At 49.3% G+C, this 20,314-nt stretch carries 14 protein-coding genes; 6 read left to right on the top strand and 8 right to left on the bottom strand.

The annotated features are described in order from the left end of the window. Positions 1–118, top strand: a 118-nt coding sequence (locus RTW80_RS13775; RefSeq protein WP_137456841.1) for an IS3 family transposase, incomplete at its 5' end; no start/stop codon positions are given. A gap of 40 nt (positions 119–158) precedes the next feature. Here the strand turns inward: RTW80_RS13775 and RTW80_RS13770 are convergent. Continuing rightward, complete coding sequence (locus RTW80_RS13770; RefSeq protein ID WP_000409883.1) at positions 159–1,517, bottom strand: GGDEF domain-containing protein; 1,359 nt, start codon at positions 1,515–1,517, stop codon at positions 159–161. A 586-nt stretch (positions 1,518–2,103) separates the two neighbouring features. On the opposite strand from RTW80_RS13770, the gene pgaA reads away from it, so the two are divergent. The 4 genes from pgaA to pgaD are packed head-to-tail and all read left to right on the top strand — an operon-like array spanning position 2,104 to position 8,287. Continuing rightward, positions 2,104–4,527 carry a poly-beta-1,6 N-acetyl-D-glucosamine export porin PgaA gene (gene pgaA, locus RTW80_RS13765; protein ID WP_312719342.1) on the top strand — a complete coding sequence of 808 codons (2,424 nt, stop codon included), beginning with the start codon at positions 2,104–2,106 and terminating at the stop codon, positions 4,525–4,527. Positions 4,528–4,535: 8 nt separating this feature from the next. After that, entirely contained in the window at positions 4,536–6,554 is a 2,019-nt protein-coding gene (gene pgaB, locus RTW80_RS13760; RefSeq protein WP_000945561.1) for a poly-beta-1,6-N-acetyl-D-glucosamine N-deacetylase PgaB, read from the top strand. Continuing rightward, the gene (gene pgaC, locus RTW80_RS13755) at positions 6,547–7,872 is read left to right on the top strand and encodes a poly-beta-1,6-N-acetyl-D-glucosamine synthase (RefSeq protein WP_000610451.1); all 1,326 of its coding nucleotides are present in this window, start codon (positions 6,547–6,549) and stop codon (positions 7,870–7,872) included. Before pgaB ends, pgaC begins: the two co-directional genes overlap by 8 nt. A gap of 1 nt (position 7,873) precedes the next feature. Further along, positions 7,874–8,287: a poly-beta-1,6-N-acetyl-D-glucosamine biosynthesis protein PgaD gene (pgaD, locus tag RTW80_RS13750; RefSeq protein WP_001061095.1), complete on the top strand. Its 414-nt coding sequence runs from the start codon at positions 7,874–7,876 to the stop codon at positions 8,285–8,287. A 49-nt stretch (positions 8,288–8,336) separates the two neighbouring features. Here the strand turns inward: pgaD and phoH are convergent, their stop codons facing one another. The 6 genes from phoH to RTW80_RS13720 all read right to left on the bottom strand — a co-directional run bounded on the left by phoH (position 8,337) and on the right by RTW80_RS13720 (position 15,456). Continuing rightward, positions 8,337–9,125 (bottom strand): phosphate starvation-inducible protein PhoH, encoded by a 789-nt coding sequence (gene phoH / locus RTW80_RS13745; protein ID WP_000533522.1) that lies wholly within the window; start codon positions 9,123–9,125, stop codon positions 8,337–8,339. Between the two features lie 620 nt (positions 9,126–9,745). Beyond that, entirely contained in the window at positions 9,746–11,017 is a 1,272-nt protein-coding gene (gene efeB / locus RTW80_RS13740) for an iron uptake transporter deferrochelatase/peroxidase subunit (protein WP_001199471.1), read from the bottom strand. A 5-nt stretch (positions 11,018–11,022) separates the two neighbouring features. Then, complete coding sequence (gene efeO, locus RTW80_RS13735) at positions 11,023–12,150, bottom strand: iron uptake system protein EfeO (RefSeq protein WP_000154398.1); 1,128 nt, start codon at positions 12,148–12,150, stop codon at positions 11,023–11,025. Positions 12,151–12,207: 57 nt separating this feature from the next. Continuing rightward, positions 12,208–13,038, bottom strand: coding sequence for an iron uptake transporter permease EfeU (efeU, locus tag RTW80_RS13730; protein WP_000497942.1), 831 nt, complete (start codon positions 13,036–13,038; stop codon positions 12,208–12,210). Between the two features lie 541 nt (positions 13,039–13,579). Then, positions 13,580–15,088, bottom strand: a complete 1,509-nt coding sequence (putP, locus tag RTW80_RS13725; protein ID WP_001018489.1) for a sodium/proline symporter PutP — start codon at positions 15,086–15,088, stop codon at positions 13,580–13,582. A gap of 158 nt (positions 15,089–15,246) precedes the next feature. Then, on the bottom strand, positions 15,247–15,456 hold the full coding sequence (locus tag RTW80_RS13720) for a hypothetical protein (RefSeq protein WP_000979516.1): 210 nt from the start codon (positions 15,454–15,456) through the stop codon (positions 15,247–15,249). A 54-nt stretch (positions 15,457–15,510) separates the two neighbouring features. On the opposite strand from RTW80_RS13720, the gene putA reads away from it, so the two are divergent. Beyond that, the gene (gene putA / locus RTW80_RS13715) at positions 15,511–19,473 is read left to right on the top strand and encodes a trifunctional transcriptional regulator/proline dehydrogenase/L-glutamate gamma-semialdehyde dehydrogenase (protein ID WP_001741503.1); all 3,963 of its coding nucleotides are present in this window, start codon (positions 15,511–15,513) and stop codon (positions 19,471–19,473) included. Between the two features lie 39 nt (positions 19,474–19,512). On the opposite strand, the gene rutR is transcribed toward putA, so the two are convergent. Then, positions 19,513–20,151, bottom strand: coding sequence for an HTH-type transcriptional regulator RutR (gene rutR / locus RTW80_RS13710; protein WP_001301219.1), 639 nt, complete (start codon positions 20,149–20,151; stop codon positions 19,513–19,515). Positions 20,152–20,314: the final 163 nt, after the last annotated feature.

Raw genomic sequence — 20,314 nt, 5'->3', positions numbered from 1 at the left:
GGAAATAATGCGGGCAACGGTGTTTAATTATATCGAATGTGATTACAATCGGTGGCGGCGGCACAGTTGGTGTGGCGGCCTCAGTCCGGAACAATTTGAAAACAAGAACCTCGCTTAGGCCTGTGTCCATATTACGTGGGTAGGATCAAAATGCCGCTTTATGGTGACTCACAAAAATTCACCACATCCCTCACAACCACCTTATTACGCCCGGTCTCTTTCGCCTCGTAAAGTGCGTTATCAGCCAGTCGATAGATCTCATTTGGGTTTAACGCATTTTCCTGAGTCACAACAGCGCCAATACTAATCGTCACTTTTTGTGGTATAGCGTATTCAGGATTATCGCCAGTTAAACGCTCAACATTTTCCCGAATCCTTTCCGCTAAAGCTTTCGCACGTTCAGTATCGATGTCCGTCAGCAAGACGCCAAACTCTTCGCCGCCGACGCGCGCTAAAAGGTCATCTGGTCGTATGCTTTTCCCAATGATATTCACCACTGTTTTTATCACCTGATCGCCAACCGGATGCCCCCAGGTGTCGTTGACTTTTTTGAAGTGGTCGATATCCATAATCATGACGCAATAAGGCGTTTTTTGGGCTGATGCTGATTGAACTGTCAGTTCATTAAAAAAATAATTTCTGTTAAATATATTGGTTAAGGGATCGCGATGTGCAATGTTCTTTGTTACTCGTAGCGCACTGAATATATGGCACATAAATATTACCATAACGGTTAACTTACTGACTACTTCAATAGTGCGACTAATATACCAAGTGGACACGCTATACCTGCTCATAAATAACAGAGAGATATTGTACAGTACGGCACAAAAAGCAATCACCGTCACTCCATTCCAGATATCATAGCGTAAACCATTAAAGTATAGATTAACCGAAAGCAAGGTTAACCACATGAAAATCATTATGGTAACATATGAGGCTTTCCAAACCACCTGACCATTTTCATTGGTTAACTCGGCAATGTGTAAATTGTAGCTCTCATAATGACTAGAAAGTATGTGAGCAACTATCGGCCCCCCAAAAACAAAAAACAAACTTATGCACAAAGTCATTTTTTTGGAAAATAAATTGCGCTGTTTTGTGTTTTCACTAACTTTATTCACCAATGCCAGAAATATTAATATGCACAAACTCATCTGACGAAACAAATAATAGATTGCAATGTCATTTTGGACAACACTGCTTGTCAAACGCTCCTCAATAATTTGCTGAATGATAATGACGGTTTTAACAAAGTAAATCAAACAACTCAGAAAAGCCAAACTAAGTACACAGTTTGAAAATTGCCTACGGTCATAAATGAAATACAACTGCATAAAAATAAATGCAACAGTATCGATAAAAAATAAAGCAATCATTACCATCAGATAGGTTGATCGTGGAACAACTTCCTCAACGCCTGGCTGATTAAACCAACTATTCACCAAAACCAAAGCAAGCCCAAACAATAAGCTCACTAATACAGTACTACTAATTCTCAAATAGTCTTTTTCCATAAAGCTACACCAATCTGTAGGTTGTAGATCCCTTTCTATTATTAATAGATATAAGAACTGTACTGTTGTCAATATGAAATTCCGCCCACAAACAATACCGATGATGATAGTTGCTGAATGTAATTATTATTGCCTAAGTGCTTTATACATTGTTTGCAACAAGCCAGGCTTGAAAATACTTATAAATGGTTATAGAAAATCCTTATAAAACATTAATTCATAGATACATTAGGAATAACAATTAAATCCGTGAGTGCCGTAGCGCAGCCTTTCATCAGGACTTTCGAAAAATCCGAAATCATGCATCGGAATTTACTGATTTAATTATTTTAATCCTAATTTATTTTGAAAAAGGCATTGGGATTTATGCCGTATTCCTGAAGATCCTCATCATTGGAATGGATTTTCGGGCGAGAAAAGGATTTTATATGGACACTCTGCTCATCATTTCTTCTTCTCATCATCAACAATTCACGTCTCTCTTCCGCGTTTAATAACGGATTATGAGGTGCAAAAATATCTTTCTTTTCAGTTACCTGTAATTAGATACAGAGAGAGATTTTGGCAATACATGGAGTAATACAGGATGTATTCAAGTAGCAGAAAAAGGTGCCCGAAAACCAAATGGGCTTTGAAACTTCTTACTGCCGCATTTTTAGCAGCGAGTCCCGCGGCGAAGAGTGCTGTTAATAACGCCTATGATGCATTGATTATTGAAGCTCGCAAGGGTAATACTCAGCCAGCTTTGTCATGGTTTGCACTAAAATCAGCACTCAGCAATAACCAAATTGCTGACTGGTTACAGATTGCCTTATGGGCCGGGCAAGATAAACAGGTTATTACCGTTTACAACCGCTACCGTCATCAGCAATTACCAGCGCGTGGTTATGCAGCTGTCGCCGTCGCTTATCGTAACCTGCAACAATGGCAAAACTCGCTTACACTGTGGCAAAAGGCGCTCTCTCTGGAGCCGCAAAATAAGGATTATCAACGGGGACAAATTTTAACCCTGGCAGATGCTGGTCACTATGATACTGCGCTGGTTAAACTTAAGCAGCTTAACTCTGGAGCACCGGACAAAGCCAATTTACTCGCAGAAGCCTATATCTATAAACTGGCGGGGCGTCATCAGGATGAATTACGGGCGATGACAGAGTCATTACCTGAAAATGCATCTACGCAACAATATCCCACAGAATACGTGCAGGCATTACGTAATAATCAACTTGCTGCCGCGATTGACGATGCCAATTTAACGCCAGATATTCGCGCTGATATTCATGCCGAACTGGTCAGACTGTCGTTTATGCCTACGCGCAGTGAAAGTGAACGTTATGCCATTGCCGATCGCGCCCTCGCCCAATACGCTGCATTAGAAATTCTGTGGTACGATAACCCAGACCGCACTGCCCAGTACCAGCGTATTCAGGTTGATCATCTTGGCGCGTTATTAACTCGCGATCGTTATAAAGACGTTATTTCTCACTATCAGCGATTAAAAAAGACGGGGCAAATTATTCCGCCCTGGGGGCAATATTGGGTTGCATCGGCTTATCTCAAAGATCATCAGCCGAAAAAAGCACAGTCAATAATGACCGAGCTCTTTTATCACAAGGAGACCATTGCCCCGGATTTATCCGATGAAGAACTTGCGGATCTCTTTTACAGCCACCTGGAGAGTGAAAATTATCCGGGCGCGCTAACTGTCACCCAACATACCATTAATACTTCGCCGCCTTTCCTTCGGTTAATGGGCACGCCTACGAGCATCCCGAATGATACCTGGTTACAGGGGCATTCGTTTCTCTCAACCGTAGCAAAATATAGTAATGATCTTCCTCAGGCTGAAATGACAGCCAGAGAGCTTGCTTATAACGCACCAGGAAATCAGGGACTGCGCATTGATTACGCGAGTGTGTTACAAGCCCGCGGTTGGCCTCGTGCAGCAGAAAATGAATTAAAAAAAGCAGAAGTGATCGAGCCACGTAATATTAATCTGGAGGTTGAACAAGCCTGGACAGCATTAACGTTACAAGAATGGCAGCAGGCAGCTGTCTTAACGCACGATGTTGTCGAACGTGAACCGCAAGATCCCGGCGTTGTACGATTAAAACGTGCGGTTGATGTACATAATCTTGCAGAGCTTCGTATCGCTGGCTCAACAGGAATTGATGCCGAAGGCCCGGATAGTGGTAAACATGATGTCGACTTAACCACCATCGTTTATTCACCACCGCTGAAGGATAACTGGCGCGGTTTTGCTGGATTCGGTTATGCCGATGGACAATTTAGCGAAGGAAAAGGGATTGTTCGCGACTGGCTTGCGGGTGTTGAGTGGCGGTCACGTAATATCTGGCTCGAGGCAGAGTACGCTGAACGCGTTTTCAATCATGAGCATAAACCCGGCGCGCGCCTGTCTGGCTGGTATGATTTTAATGATAACTGGCGTATTGGTTCGCAACTGGAACGCCTCTCTCACCGCGTTCCATTACGGGCAATGAAAAATGGTGTTACAGGCAACAGTGCTCAGGCTTATGTTCGCTGGTATCAAAATGAGCGGCGTAAGTACGGTGTCTCCTGGGCTTTCACTGATTTTTCCGACAGTAACCAGCGTCATGAAGTCTCACTTGAGGGTCAGGAACGCATCTGGTCTTCACCATATTTGATTGTCGATTTCCTACCCAGTCTGTATTACGAACAAAATACAGAACACGATACCCCATACTACAACCCTATAAAAACGTTCGATATTGTTCCGGCATTTGAGGCAAGCCATTTGTTATGGCGAAGCTATGAAAATAGCTGGGAGCAAATATTCAGCGCAGGTGTTGGTGCCTCCTGGCAAAAACATTATGGCACGGATGTCGTCACCCAACTCGGCTACGGGCAACGCATTAGTTGGAATGACGTGATTGATGCTGGCGCAACGCTACGCTGGGAAAAACGACCTTATGACGGTGACAGAGAACACAACTTATACGTTGAATTCGATATGACATTCAGATTTTAAGGATAAATATGTTACGTAATGGAAATAAATATCTCCTGATGCTGGTGAGTATAATTATGCTCACCGCGTGCATTAGCCAGTCAAGAACATCATTTATACCGCCACAGGATCGCGAATCTTTACTCGCCGAGCAACCGTGGCCGCATAATGGTTTTGTAGCGATTTCATGGCATAACGTTGAAGACGAAGCTGCCGACCAGCGTTTTATGTCAGTGCGGACATCAGCACTGCGTGAACAATTTGCCTGGCTGCGCGAGAACGGTTATCAACCGGTCAGTATTGCTCAAATTCGTGAAGCACATCGAGGAGGAAAACCGCTACCGGAAAAAGCTGTAGTGCTGACTTTTGATGACGGCTACCAGAGTTTTTATACCCGCGTCTTCCCAATTCTTCAGGCCTTCCAGTGGCCTGCTGTATGGGCCCCCGTCGGCAGTTGGGTCGATACGCCAGCGGATAAACAAGTAAAATTTGGCGATGAGTTGGTCGATCGAGAATATTTTGCCACGTGGCAACAAGTGCGAGAAGTTGCGCGTTCCCGGCTCGTTGAGCTCGCTTCTCATACATGGAATTCTCACTACGGTATTCAGGCTAATGCCACCGGCAGCTTATTGCCTGTATATGTAAATCGTGCATATTTTACTGACCACGCACGGTATGAAACCGCAGCAGAATACCGGGAAAGAATTCGTCTGGATGCTGTAAAAATGACGGAATACCTGCGTACAAAGGTTGAGGTAAATCCACACGTTTTTGTTTGGCCTTATGGCGAAGCGAATGGCATAGCGATAGAGGAATTAAAAAAACTCGGTTATGACATGTTCTTCACCCTTGAATCAGGTTTGGCAAATGCGTCGCAATTGGATTCCATTCCGCGGGTATTAATCGCCAATAATCCCTCATTAAAAGAGTTTGCCCAGCAAATTATTACCGTACAGGAAAAATCACCACAACGGATAATGCATATCGATCTTGATTACGTTTATGACGAAAACCTCCAGCAAATGGATCGCAATATTGATGTGCTAATTCAGCGGGTGAAAGATATGCAAATATCAACCGTGTATTTGCAGGCATTTGCTGATCCCGATGGTGATGGGCTGGTCAAAGAGGTCTGGTTTCCAAATCGTTTGCTACCAATGAAAGCAGATATTTTTAGTCGGGTTGCCTGGCAATTACGTACCCGCTCAGGTGTAAACATCTATGCGTGGATGCCGGTATTAAGCTGGGATTTAGATCCCACATTAACGCGAGTAAAATACTTACCAACAGGGGAGAAAAAAGCACAAATTCATCCTGAACAATATCACCGTCTCTCTCCTTTCGATGACAGAGTCAGAGCACAAGTTGGCATGTTATATGAAGATCTTGCCGGACATGCTGCTTTTGATGGCATATTGTTCCACGATGATGCTTTGCTTTCAGATTATGAAGATGCCAGTGCACCGGCTATCACGGCTTATCAGCAAGCAGGCTTTAGCGGGAGTCTGAGCGAAATTCGACAAAATCCGGAGCAATTTAAACAGTGGGCCCGCTTTAAAAGTCGTGCGTTAACTGACTTCACTTTAGAACTTAGTGCGCGCGTAAAAGCCATTCGCGGTCCACATATTAAAACTGCACGAAATATTTTTGCACTTCCGGTAATACAACCTGAAAGTGAAGCCTGGTTTGCACAGAATTATGCTGATTTCCTAAAAAGCTATGACTGGACCGCTATTATGGCTATGCCTTATCTGGAAGGTGTCGCAGAAAAATCGGCTGACCAATGGTTAATACAATTGACCAATCAAATTAAAAACATCCCTCAGGCTAAAGACAAATCTATTTTAGAATTACAGGCACAAAACTGGCAGAAAAATGGTCAGCATCAGGCTATTTCTTCGCAACAACTCGCTCACTGGATGAGCCTATTACAACTGAATGGAGTGAAAAACTATGGTTATTATCCCGACAATTTTCTGCATAACCAACCTGAAATAGACCTTATTCGTCCTGAGTTTTCAACAGCCTGGTATCCGAAAAATGATTAATCGCATCGTATCGTTTTTTATATTATGTCTGGTGTTATGCATACCCCTATGCGTAGCGTACTTTCACTCTGGTGAACTGATGATGAGGTTCGTTTTCTTCTGGCCGTTTTTTATGTCCATTATGTGGATTGTTGGCGGCGTCTATTTCTGGGTCTATCGTGAACGCCACTGGCCGTGGGGAGAAAACGCACCAGCTCCCCAGTTGAAAGATAATCCGTCTATCTCCATTATCATTCCCTGTTTTAATGAGGAGAAAAACGTTGAGGAAACCATACACGCCGCTTTAGCACAGCGTTATGAGAACATTGAAGTTATTGCCGTAAATGACGGTTCAACAGATAAAACCCGTGCCATCCTGGATCGCATGGCTGCACAAATTCCCCATTTGCGGGTCATTCATCTGGCGCAAAACCAGGGGAAAGCCATTGCGCTTAAAACCGGAGCTGCCGCGGCGAAAAGTGAATATCTGGTGTGCATTGATGGCGATGCGTTATTAGACCGCGATGCGGCGGCATATATTGTGGAACCGATGTTGTACAACCCGCGTGTGGGTGCCGTAACCGGTAATCCTCGTATTCGAACACGTTCTACCCTAGTGGGTAAAATTCAGGTTGGCGAGTATTCCTCAATTATTGGTTTGATCAAGCGAACCCAGCGTATCTATGGAAACGTATTTACCGTTTCCGGTGTTATTGCCGCATTTCGTCGCAGCGCCCTGGCAGAAGTGGGTTACTGGAGTGACGATATGATCACCGAAGATATTGATATTAGCTGGAAGCTGCAGTTGAATCAGTGGACGATTTTTTACGAGCCACGGGCACTGTGCTGGATATTAATGCCTGAAACGTTAAAAGGGCTGTGGAAACAGCGCCTGCGCTGGGCTCAGGGCGGTGCAGAAGTATTCCTCAAAAATATGACAAGGTTGTGGCGCAAAGAAAACTTTCGAATGTGGCCGCTGTTTTTTGAATACTGCCTGACGACAATATGGGCCTTCACCTGCCTGGTCGGTTTCATTATTTACGCAGTCCAACTTGCCGGTGTACCGTTAAATATTGAATTGACACATATCGCTGCGACACATACTGCCGGAATATTATTGTGTACGTTATGTTTACTGCAATTTATTGTCAGCCTGATGATCGAGAATCGCTATGAGCATAATCTGACTTCATCGCTTTTCTGGATTATTTGGTTCCCGGTTATTTTCTGGATGCTGAGCCTGGCAACGACATTGGTATCATTTACACGAGTCATGTTGATGCCTAAAAAGCAACGCGCCCGTTGGGTAAGTCCCGATCGCGGGATTCTGAGAGGTTAATATGAACAATTTAATTATTACGACCCGACAATCACCAGTACGTTTACTGGTTGATTATGTTGCCACAACCATCTTGTGGACATTATTTGCGTTGTTCATATTCTTATTCGCCATGGATCTGCTGACGGGTTATTACTGGCAAAGCGAGGCCAGAAGCCGACTTCAGTTCTATTTTTTGCTGGCAGTGGCGAATGCCGTCGTGTTAATTGTCTGGGCGCTGTACAATAAGCTGCGTTTTCAAAAACAGCAGCATCATGCAGCCTACCAATATACGCCGCAAGAATATGCAGAGAGCTTAGCAATACCTGATGAGCTCTATCAGCAACTACAAAAAAGCCACAGGATGAGCGTACACTTCACCAGCCAGGGGCAAATAAAAATGGTTGTTTCAGAAAAAGCGCTAGTCCGGGCATAAACACCCAAAACAAAGCCCGGTTCGCCCGGGCTCTGCACCGATAACACACTTAACTGTAGGCATGCAGCGTACGTTGGCAAAGTGCCGAACGTACGCAGTCCTCTTTACCGAACCGGACGATCCCAACCATTTCATCTTCTTCGAAACGTTCCAGCGCGTCACTTAATCCGGAGCACACGCCGCGAGGCAAATCGCATTGCGTGATATCACCGTTGACGATAACCGTCACGTTCTCCCCGAGGCGGGTTAAAAACATTTTCATTTGCGCGGCAGTCACATTCTGCGCCTCGTCAAGAATGACGACTGCATTTTCAAAGGTACGTCCACGCATATAGGCGAACGGCGCAATTTCCACCTTCCCTATTTCCGGTCGCAGGCAGTACTGCATAAAGGAAGCCCCTAAGCGCCGGACCAGCACGTCGTAGACCGGGCGAAAATAGGGAGCAAACTTTTCTGCGATATCTCCAGGTAAGAAGCCAAGATCTTCATCGGCTTGCAGAACTGGACGGGTGACGATAATCCTGTCGACATCCTTATGTATCAGGGCCTCTGCCGCTTTTGCTGCGCTGATCCAGGTTTTTCCGCACCCGGCTTCGCCCGTGGCGAATATCAGCTGCTTACTCTCAATAGCCTTCAGATAGTGCAATTGCGCTTCATTTCGCGCGAGGATGGGCGAAGTATCGCGACTGTCGCGGGCCATACCAATGGCTTCTACGCCGCCCATCTGCACAAGCGAGGTGACCGATTCTTCTTCACGCTGCTTATGGCTGCGCGAATCCCGTCTCAGCACACGTTTTGCCTCGCGACGAGCTTTGATCACTGCTTTTTGTCTTCCCATGGAGAGCACCTTGAGTTGTTTGTATTCATCACACGCGCCGTTGGCAGCGCGATTATGCGCACGAACATCAGAGGGTTGGCTTCCTTGTAAGCCATAGTTTGCTTTTGGATAAAATGCCGAAAAACGGCTACGCGCACCGTTTACGGCGTCGGTAACACATGAAAAGAAAGGATGAGGTTGAAAATGCAAAGTGACGAGATGACTACCGGAGGAGAAAACTCCGCGAGTGGTGGCGCGTTGATTATCTAAAACATGTCCAGTACAGGACGTTACCATCCGCGATCTCCATAGTGACTGACTATCACTGCCGGGAACTTCCGCTGCTACTTAATAAGTACAACAGATCTCGCATTTATTGCAACAATATATTTACTTATATTTAACTATAAAACACCATTTCAGTGACATTAGTTTCTACTGGAAAGATGACAGAGTGATGACAGTGATGAAAAAAGCTGTGTGCTTTCAGCAGGATTTGCATCAGGCATCAGTGCACGATCGCCGGATGCGGCGTGAACGCCTTATCCAGCCTACCAAACCCGCACTGATTGTAGGCATGATAAGACGCGCAAGCGTCGCATCAGGCATCTGCGCACAAATGCCTTATCCGCCTAAAAACATTAAACCCGCAATAACGCGCTTCCGAAATAATCGTTCGCGTCCTTCACCCCCGGCAGCGCAAAAAAATAACCGCCGCCGATAGGTTTAACGTATTCCTCCAGCGCTTCGCCATTGAGCCTTTTTTGTACTGTCAGGAAGCCTTTTTCCAGATCGTGTTGGTAGCAGACAAACAGCAACCCCATATCCAGTTGCCCGGAGTTGGTGACGCCCAGTGAATAACTGTAGCCACGACGCAGCATCAGGCTGGACTCACTCTCCGCCGTGCGGGGATTCGCCAGCCGGATATGGCTGTCCAGCGCGATCACCTTCCCTTCCGGGTCGCTGGCGTAATCAGGCACATCATGCTCATGCTGCATTCCCAGCGGCGCACCGGTTTGCTTATCACGGCCAAAAATCGTCTGCTGTTCTTTCAGCGGCGTTCTGTCCCAAAATTCCACTCGAAACTGAATCAAGCGTACTGCCTGATAGCTGCCACCGATTGTCCACGCAGGCTCCTGCTGATCTGCCGTTACCCACACCACTTTTTGCATCAACTTATCATTCTGGCTATCGGGATTGGCAGTGCCGTCTTTGAAACCCAGCAAATTAATCGGCGTCTCTTTGCCTTTACTACGCGCCGCGTGATCGGAAATAAACCCTTCCCGCTTCCAGCGCACACTGAGCAAATCCGGCGTGTGTTTGATGATATCGCGCAGCGCATGGATAACCGTGTCCTGGGTGTTGGCGCAAATCTGTAGCAACACATCACCATGACATAACGCCGCATCCAGCGAGTCGTTGGGGAAACGCGTCATCTTCTGCAGCTTTTTTGGCATCTGTGGCGCAAGGCCAAAGCGCTCATCAAACAATGAGTGACCCACCGATAACGTGATGGTGAGATTATCGGGCGCAATGTAGCCGCCAAGAATGCCGGAATCGAGTGGTGGCAGGCGCGGATTTGGCGTTTCTGGTGCTGCTCCGCCCTGAGTCAGAAAAGCAAAACGCTGAGTCAACAAGCGAAACAACCGCTCAAGATCGGCTTTATCGCTGGCAAGCACATCAAACGCCACCAGCATCATTGCGGCCTGTTGTGGCGTCAGGATCCCTGCCTGATGCTCACCATAAAACGGCTGTTTCTCATTGCGAGCATCCGGTGAAAGCGTACCCGGCGCACTTTGCGTTTTTTGTGCATGAGCGACCGGACAACTTCCCGCCAGCGCCAGTGCACCTATCACTTTCAGTAAACGTCGGCGTGACGGTTCATTCACGCCGTTTTCATCTTTATACTGCATAACGCTTAATCCAGTCCCAGCACACCGCGAAGTTGCGCCAGATCTTCCGCCAGCGCAGTAATCGGTCCTTTCAGTGCATTCCGGTCGGCATCGGTCAATTTGTCGTAGGTTTCAAAACCGTCTTTAGTACGGTATTTCGCCAGAATGGTATCGACCTTTTTAAAGTTGGCATCGACTTTTGCCAGCAGTTCCGGGTTGGCTTTTTGCAGTTGTGGACGCAGCAAATCGACAATTTTCTGCGAGCCTTCAACGTTAGCCTGGAAATCCCACAGATCGGTGTGGCTGTAGCGATCTTCTTCACCGCTAATTTTGCTGGCTGCCACTTCCTCAATCAGTCCGGCTGCGCCGCCGACCACTTTTGAAGGTGGGAAAGCCAGTTCACTGATGCGTTTTTGCAAATCGACCACATCGGTATAAAGCTGCTCAGCGTACTGATCCATCCCTTTGGTGGTGTTGTCGCCAAACAATGCTTTTTCCAGACGGTGGAAACCAGTGAATTTTGGGTCGGCGGCTTTTTGCTCGTAATCATCTTCACGGGCGTCAATGCTGCCATCCAGATCGGAGAACAGTTCAGCAATCGGTTCAATACGCTCATAGTGCTGGCGCGTCGGTGCATACAGTGCTTTCGCTTTTTCGATATCGCCTGCTTTAATCGCGTCGGTAAAGGCTTTGGTGTCGGTCACCAGCTGCGTGGTTTCCGCCATGACATACGCTTTATATGCAGTAATTGCACCACCAAGACTTAACAGCGCATCACTTTGCGCCGCATCCGCCGTTGCCTCACCTTTGACGATCAACTTCCCTTTCGGGTTAGTCAGCAGACCGCAGGTCATATCGTATTCGCCAGGCTGTAAATTCGCCGTCATTTTCTGGCTAAAGCCAGGGGCGATATTTTCCCGCTCTTCCACCACCATCACGCCTTTGAGGATCTCCCACTCCAGCGCCTTCTGGCTGTGGTTCTGAATAATGAACTGTGTTTTCCCGGCGTTAACCGTAATGGTCATCGGTTCGCACTGCTTATCCGTCACGGTCACTTTGACCTGCGGCACATCAGCGGCGTTAGCCATAAAAGCAGAAGAAAACAGCGCAGCCACGCTCAACTGCAATGCGTTACGGCGGAAGTTAATGGTCATGACGAGACTATCCCTTTAAAGTATGTTGTAACTAAGCAAGAGTTTGCGTCGTATTTGTTACGCGGAGCGAGACGCTGTCGCCCCTGCGCGTGGTGGCAGAGCAAATGCCACCAGCGCCGGGATGAGATAAATAAACCAGACGGCGACTTCGCTGACGCTCGGCGCTTCCTGATAGCCAAAAATCCCTTCCATCAGCGTGCCAAACAGCGAGTGAGTTGAGAGCACCGCACTCATATCGAAGGCGATTTCCTGAAAGTGGTTCCACAATCCGGCTTCATGAAATGCGCGAATGGCACCAGCTGCCAGCCCTGCGGCGACGAAGAGAATAAACAGGCTGGTCCATTTAAAAAATGCACCAAGATTGAGGCGAATACCGCCCCAGTAGAGCAGGAAGCCTAGCACCACGGCAGTAGCAAGACCGAGCATTGCACCCAGCGGCGGCCAGATCCCGACATCTTGTTGAAATGCCGCCAGCAGGAAAAAGACCGACTCCAGCCCTTCCCTTGCAACGGCAAAAAAGACCATCATCACCAGCGCCCAGCCATGATGATTTCCACGCTGCAATGCGCTATCGACTGCCTGTTCCAGTTGCACTTTGACGTTGCGCGACACTTTGCGCATCCAGAAAACCATCCAGGTAAGGATCACCACGGCGATCACCGCCACGATACCTTCAAACAGTTCCTGTTCTTTTTGCGGAAATTCGCCGGTGGTTTCGTTAATGAAGATACCCAAGCCCAGGCACAACGCAGCGGCAAGCAACACGCCAATCCACATCACACCAATCCATCGGCCTCGCTGGGTACGCTTAAGATAGCTGGCAATCAAACTGACAATCAGCGCGGCTTCAAGTCCTTCGCGCAACATAATGAGAAACGGAACAAACATGCCACCCACCCTTAAACGTTTTTCTGAGTCAATCTATGCAAAGAAAAGTAAATCGCAGTGATAGCGATTATCATTACGGTAAAGAAAAATACAAGCGGAATGTTTATAAAATGATGTTGAAATGTAAACAAAGAGAGGTAATGCCAGGGGATATAAACGATTATTCCAGGTACAAAGATGGGATTGTTTACAACGAGCCATGTGTTCTTGCCGGATGCCGCGTAAACGCCGTATCCAGCCGACAAAACTGTCCAGACTCAATGCATCAGAGCTTCCATGTAAAACTGATAAGCGGGTGTATCAAGCAATTTCGTCCATCCGCGATTATCAAATCTAACTTTTTGCCCGGAACATAATAACAGCTCGGGTGTTGGTGGCGTCAAAATCGCTGAAGCGTTCCCCGAAGGCCGGGACAGCAGGGGGCGGCGGCGATTGGCCGCCCCCTGCGCGCTCCCTGCACCATTCAATTTATATGGCGAGGCACATTAAGGGAGCGCAACCCGCTGCTGAAGCCAAACAAAACCGCCGCAGGCTAAGTCCCTTAGCTTTCCTGCAACCGTGACGGCGGAGCCGAATGATAGTGCGCATCGGCCTCGGCAAAGCGTTTTTGCATCGCCGCTGACGGCGCTTTACCCAGCAAACTAAACACTACAATCCCAATACTGCTGAAGATAAAGCCCGGAATAATTTCGTACAGTCCCAGCCAGCCGAACTGTTTCCAGACGATAACCGTCAGCGCCCCGATGATCATCCCCGCCAGCGCACCGTTGCGCGTCATGCGTGACCACATCACCGAGAACAGCACCACCGGACCAAACGCCGCGCCAAAGCCTGCCCACGCATAGCTCACTAGCCCCAGCACACGGTTTTCCGGGTTTGCCGCCAGCGCAATGGCCACCAGCGCCACCACCAGCACCATCACACGACCTACCCACACCAGCTCTTTCTGGCTGGCATGTTTACGCAGAAACGCTTTGTATAAATCTTCGGTAATCGCACTGGAGCACACCAGCAGCTGGCAACTTAAGGTTGACATTACCGCCGCCAGAATTGCCGACAGCAGAATCCCGGCAATCCACGGGTTAAACAGAATTTGCGCCAGTTCGATAAACACGCGCTCAGCATTCTGGTTTACCGCACCTGCTACCGCCGGGTGCTCATTAAAGTAAGCAATACCAAAGAAGCCGACAGCTACCGCCCCTGCCAGGCAGAGGATCATCCAGGTCATACTGATACGACGCGCATGGACAATACTGTGGTGAGAGTCTGCCGCCATAAAACGCGCCAGGATGTGCGGTTGCCCGAAGTAACCCAGCCCCCAACCCATCAGTGAGATAATGGCGACAAAGTTCAGCCCTTTGAGCATATCAACGTTTTCGATGCTCTTTTGTTTGATCACTTCCAGCGAGTCACCAAAGCCACCGACACTGATAATGACGATAACCGGCGTCAGGATCAGGGCAAAAATCATCAGGCTGGCCTGTACAGTGTCAGTCCAGCTCACCGCGAGGAAACCGCCAATAAAGGTGTAAAGGATCGTCGCCGCAGCTCCCGCCCACAGAGCCGTTTCGTAGCTCATGCCAAAGGTACTTTCAAACAGACGCGCGCCTGCCACAATGCCCGAAGCGCAATAAATGGTGAAGAACAGCAAAATCACCAGCGCGGAGATAATGCGCAAAATGCGGCTTTTATCTTCAAAGCGCCCGGTGAAATAATCCGGCAATGTTAAGGCGTTATTGTTGTATTCGGTATGCACACGCAACCGCCCCGCCACCAGCTTCCAGTTGATCCACGCGCCTAATGTCAGGCCAATGGCGATCCAACTTTCGGAAATCCCGGAAAGAAAAACCGCGCCCGGCAACCCCATTAACAGCCAGCCGCTCATATCCGACGCACCCGCCGATAATGCCGTCACGAATGGCCCAAGGCTACGACCGCCCAGAATATAGTCGTCAAAGTTTTTCGTTGATCGCCAGGCGATAAACCCAATCAATATCATGCCAAAGATATAGACACAAAATGTCACCAACATCGGTGTGCTAATAGCCATCTAAAGTCTCCAAAAAATTATTATCGGCAATGTCGAAACTTGCCGTTATATCTGCCACCGGAACGGGGTAACAGAGTTTATGTTTTACCAGGGCGACCGTATCCTGCCGGAAGCGCTGGTTATTCACAATCGATTTAACACACCATTTACATTAAATTTTAGTGCTCAGCGACACTATTTTTCATCAGGTTGCACTCTCTCACATTTTTTGCGGTTGCACCTTTCAAAAATGTTAACTGCCGCAGAGAAAAAGTCTGAGTTATTTTTTTAATCCCTGTCATATCGATTTCTTTTATTAACATTTCATTCATTTTTAAGCTTGCTACGCATGTCACATTTAACATGGTTGCACAAAGTTGCAACATCATGGATATTTCACGATAACGTTAAGTTGCACCTTTCAGAACAACAGGAGTAATGGCATGGGAACCACCACCATGGGGGTTAAGCTGGACGACGCGACGCGTGAGCGTATTAAGTCTGCCGCGACACGTATCGATCGCACGCCACACTGGTTAATTAAGCAGGCGATTTTTTCTTATCTCGAACAACTGGAAAACAGCGATACTCTGCCGGAGCTACCTGCGCTGCTTTCTGGCGCTGCCAATGAGAGCGATGAAGCACCGACTCCGGCAGAGGAACCACACCAACCATTCCTCGACTTTGCCGAGCAAATTTTGCCCCAGTCGGTTTCCCGCGCCGCGATCACAGCGGCCTATCGCCGCCCGGAAACCGAAGCGGTTTCTATGCTGCTGGAACAAGCCCGCCTGCCGCAGCCAGTTGCTGAACAGGCGCACAAACTGGCGTATCAACTGGCCGATAAACTGCGTAATCAAAAAAACGCCAGTGGTCGCGCAGGTATGGTTCAGGGGTTATTGCAGGAGTTTTCGTTGTCATCGCAGGAAGGCGTGGCGCTGATGTGTCTGGCGGAAGCGTTGTTGCGTATTCCCGACAAAGCCACCCGTGATGCGTTAATTCGCGACAAAATCAGCAACGGTAACTGGCAATCACACATTGGTCGTAGCCCGTCTTTGTTTGTTAATGCCGCCACCTGGGGGCTGCTGTTTACTGGCAAACTGGTTTCCACCCATAACGAAGCCAGCCTCTCCCGCTCGCTGAACCGCATTATCGGTAAAAGCGGTGAACCGCTGATCCGCAAAGGTGTGGATATGGCGATGCGCCTGATGGGCGAGCAGTTCGTCACTGGCGAAACCATCGCGGAAGCGTTAGCCAATGCCCGCAAGCTGGAAGAGAAAGGTTTCCGTTACTCTTACGATATGCTTGGCGAAGCTGCACTGACTGCCGCAGATGCACAAGCGTATATGGTTTCCTATCAGCAGGCGATTCACGCCATTGGTAAAGCGTCCAATGGTCGTGGCATCTATGAAGGTCCGGGCATTTCAATCAAGCTGTCGGCGCTGCATCCGCGTTACAGCCGCGCCCAGTATGACCGGGTAATGGAAGAGCTTTACCCACGTCTGAAATCACTCACCCTGCTGGCGCGTCAGTACGATATTGGTATCAACATTGACGCCGAAGAGGCCGATCGTCTGGAGATCTCCCTCGATCTGCTGGAAAAACTCTGTTTCGAGCCTGAGCTGGCAGGCTGGAACGGTATCGGTTTTGTTATTCAGGCTTATCAAAAACGCTGCCCACTGGTGATTGATTACCTGATTGATCTCGCCACCCGCAGCCGTCGCCGTCTGATGATTCGCCTGGTGAAAGGCGCGTACTGGGATAGTGAAATCAAGCGTGCGCAGATGGACGGCCTTGAAGGCTATCCGGTTTATACCCGCAAGGTGTATACCGACGTTTCATATCTCGCCTGTGCGAAAAAGCTGCTGGCGGTGCCGAATCTAATCTACCCGCAGTTCGCAACGCACAACGCCCATACGCTGGCAGCGATTTATCAACTGGCTGGTCAAAACTACTATCCGGGTCAGTACGAGTTCCAGTGCCTGCATGGTATGGGCGAGCCACTGTATGAGCAGGTCACCGGGAAAGTTGCCGACGGCAAACTTAACCGTCCGTGTCGTATTTATGCCCCGGTTGGCACACATGAAACGCTGCTGGCGTATCTGGTGCGCCGCCTGCTGGAAAACGGTGCTAACACCTCGTTTGTTAACCGTATTGCCGACACCTCTTTGCCACTGGATGAACTGGTCGCCGATCCGGTCACTGCTGTAGAAAAACTGGCGCAACAGGAAGGGCAAACTGGATTACCGCATCCGAAAATTCCCCTGCCGCGCGATCTTTACGGTCACGGGCGCGACAACTCGGCAGGGCTGGATCTCGCTAACGAACACCGTCTGGCCTCGCTCTCTTCTGCCCTGCTCAATAGTGCACTGCAAAAATGGCAGGCCTTGCCAATGCTGGAACAACCGGTAGCGGCAGGTGAGATGTCGCCCGTTATTAACCCTGCGGAACCGAAAGATATTGTGGGCTTTGTGCGTGAAGCCACGCCGCGTGAGGTAGAACAGGCGCTGGAAAGTGCGGTTAATAACGCGCCAATCTGGTTTGCCACTCCTCCGGTTGAACGCGCGGCGATTTTGCATCGCGCTGCCGTGCTAATGGAAAGCCAGATGCAGCAACTGATTGGTATTCTGGTGCGTGAAGCCGGAAAAACCTTCAGTAACGCCATTGCCGAAGTGCGCGAAGCGGTCGATTTTCTCCACTACTATGCCGGACAGGTGCGGGATGATTTCGCTAACGAAACCCACCGTCCATTAGGGCCTGTGGTGTGTATCAGTCCGTGGAACTTCCCGCTGGCTATTTTCACCGGGCAGATTGCTGCCGCACTGGCGGCAGGTAACAGCGTGCTGGCAAAACCGGCAGAACAAACGCCGCTGATTGCCGCGCAAGGGATCGCCATTTTGCTGGAAGCGGGTGTACCGCCAGGCGTGGTGCAGTTGCTGCCAGGTCAGGGGGAAACCGTGGGCGCGCAACTGACGGGTGATGATCGCGTACGCGGGGTGATGTTTACCGGTTCAACCGAAGTCGCTACGTTACTGCAGCGCAATATCGCCAGCCGCCTGGACGCTCAGGGTCGCCCTATTCCGCTCATCGCTGAAACCGGCGGCATGAACGCGATGATTGTCGATTCTTCAGCACTGACCGAACAAGTAGTAATAGATGTGCTGGCCTCGGCGTTCGACAGTGCGGGTCAGCGTTGTTCGGCGCTGCGCGTGCTGTGCCTGCAAGATGAGATTGCCGACCACACGTTGAAAATGCTGCGCGGCGCAATGGCCGAATGCCGGATGGGTAATCCGGGTCGCCTGACCACCGATATCGGTCCGGTGATTGATAGCGAAGCGAAAGTCAATATTGAGCGCCATATTCAGACCATGCGTAGCAAAGGCCGTCCGGTGTTCCAGGCGGTGCGGGAAAACAGTGAAGATGCCCGTGAATGGCAAAGCGGCACCTTTGTCGCCCCGACGCTGATCGAACTGGATGACTTTGCCGAATTGCAAAAAGAGGTCTTTGGTCCGGTGCTGCATGTGGTGCGTTACAACCGTAACCAGCTACCAGAGCTGATCGAGCAGATTAACGCTTCCGGTTATGGTCTGACGCTTGGCGTCCATACGCGTATTGATGAAACTATCGCCCAGGTCACTGGCTCGGCCCATGTTGGTAACCTGTATGTTAACCGTAATATGGTGGGCGCAGTGGTTGGTGTGCAGCCGTTCGGCGGCGAAGGGTTGTCCGGTACCGGGCCGAAAGCAGGCGGTCCGCTCTATCTCTACCGTCTGCTGGCGAATCGCCCGGAAAGTGCGCTGGCAGTAACGCTCGCGCGTCAGGATGCAGAGTATCCGGTCGATGCGCAGTTGAAAGCCGCATTGACTCAGCCGCTAAATGCACTGCGGGAATGGGCAGCAAATCGTCCAGAATTGCAGGCGTTATGTACGCAATATGGCGAGCTGGCGCAGGCAGGAACACAACGATTGCTGCCGGGGCCGACGGGTGAACGCAACACCTGGACGCTGCTGCCGCGTGAGCGCGTGTTGTGTATTGCCGATGATGAGCAGGATGCGCTGACTCAGCTCGCCGCCGTGCTGGCGGTGGGCAGCCAGGTACTGTGGCCGGATGACGCGCTGCATCGTCAGTTAGTGAAGGCATTGCCATCGGCAGTCAGCGAACGTATTCAACTGGCGAAAGCGGAAAATATAACCGCTCAACCGTTTGATGCGGTGATCTTCCACGGTGATTCGGATCAGCTTCGCGCATTGTGTGAAGCCGTTGCTGCGCGGGATGGCGCAATTGTTTCGGTGCAGGGTTTTGCCCGTGGCGAAAGCAATATCCTTCTGGAACGGCTGTATATCGAGCGTTCGCTGAGTGTGAATACCGCTGCCGCTGGCGGTAACGCCAGCTTAATGACTATAGGTTAAACAGGTAGCCGGAGGATGTTACAACCTCCTCCGGCATCTTTAACGTGGTCGAATCCCCTCAATAATAATCCGCTGCACGTTTTCAACCGTTTGATTGAAAAATACCTCATCGCGCAACGTCGCGCCTGTCACCGCCTCCACCTGAGGGGCGAAATCGGCGTAATGTTGAGTGGAAGCCCAAATCATAAAAATCAAATGCTGCGGATCAATCGGCGCGAGTTTGCCGCTTTTGACCCAACCGGCAATCAGCGCCGATTTCTCATCAATTAATGCCTTCAAATCGCCCGTCAGTTCATCCATTAACAGCGGCGCGCCTGCCAGCATCTCCATACAGAACAGGCGCGAAGCCTGCGGATAATCGCGTGAGACTTCCAGCTTCAGACGGATGTACTCTTTGATCGCCGCCAGCGGGGCGAAATCTTCTCGAAACGCTTTTAACGGTGCCAGCCAGATATCGAGAATCTGCCGCAGCACGGCAATATACAGCGCCTCTTTTGACGGAAAGTAATACAGCAGATTGGTTTTTGAAACACCCGCCAACTCTGCGATCTGCTCCAGCCTTGTGCCGTGAAAACCGAATTGTGAAAAAGTGTCCAGTGCTGCGCTAAGAATCGCTTTTTTCTTCGCGCTTACTACGCGCGAACGTTTACCCGTTGTTTTCACTGCGCCTTGCGTCATGCGCTCTCCCCTCTTGTAGATTGGCAACAGGATAGCAAAACCCCCGCCCGGCCTCGACCTTCTGCACTCTCATCGCGCACGGATGCATGTTTTATGTGCAACTGTTTTGACCGTTTAGTCCGCTTTTTACCAGATATTTTAGATAACTTAACATTAACACATT

It is taken from the genome of Escherichia sp. AM3 (assembly GCF_032029835.1).
In the GTDB taxonomy this organism is placed as follows: Bacteria; Pseudomonadota; Gammaproteobacteria; order Enterobacterales; family Enterobacteriaceae; genus Escherichia; species Escherichia coli.
This window is presented reverse-complemented; position numbering and strand designations above follow the sequence as displayed.

Excerpts from the sequence above, each read along its gene's own strand:
- RTW80_RS13770 (WP_000409883.1), bottom strand. The coding sequence starts at position 1,517 with ATGGAAAAAGACTATTTGAGAATTAGTAGTACTGTATTAGTGAGCTTA.
- pgaA (WP_312719342.1), top strand. The coding sequence starts at position 2,104 with ATGTATTCAAGTAGCAGAAAAAGGTGCCCGAAAACCAAATGGGCTTTG.
- pgaB (WP_000945561.1), top strand. The coding sequence starts at position 4,536 with ATGTTACGTAATGGAAATAAATATCTCCTGATGCTGGTGAGTATAATT.
- pgaC (WP_000610451.1), top strand. The coding sequence starts at position 6,547 with ATGATTAATCGCATCGTATCGTTTTTTATATTATGTCTGGTGTTATGC.
- pgaD (WP_001061095.1), top strand. The coding sequence starts at position 7,874 with ATGAACAATTTAATTATTACGACCCGACAATCACCAGTACGTTTACTG.
- phoH (WP_000533522.1), bottom strand. The coding sequence starts at position 9,125 with ATGGGAAGACAAAAAGCAGTGATCAAAGCTCGTCGCGAGGCAAAACGT.
- efeB (WP_001199471.1), bottom strand. The coding sequence starts at position 11,017 with ATGCAGTATAAAGATGAAAACGGCGTGAATGAACCGTCACGCCGACGT.
- efeO (WP_000154398.1), bottom strand. The coding sequence starts at position 12,150 with ATGACCATTAACTTCCGCCGTAACGCATTGCAGTTGAGCGTGGCTGCG.
- efeU (WP_000497942.1), bottom strand. The coding sequence starts at position 13,038 with ATGTTTGTTCCGTTTCTCATTATGTTGCGCGAAGGACTTGAAGCCGCG.
- putP (WP_001018489.1), bottom strand. The coding sequence starts at position 15,088 with ATGGCTATTAGCACACCGATGTTGGTGACATTTTGTGTCTATATCTTT.
- RTW80_RS13720 (WP_000979516.1), bottom strand. The coding sequence starts at position 15,456 with ATGATGTTGCAACTTTGTGCAACCATGTTAAATGTGACATGCGTAGCA.
- putA (WP_001741503.1), top strand. The coding sequence starts at position 15,511 with ATGGGAACCACCACCATGGGGGTTAAGCTGGACGACGCGACGCGTGAG.
- rutR (WP_001301219.1), bottom strand. The coding sequence starts at position 20,151 with ATGACGCAAGGCGCAGTGAAAACAACGGGTAAACGTTCGCGCGTAGTA.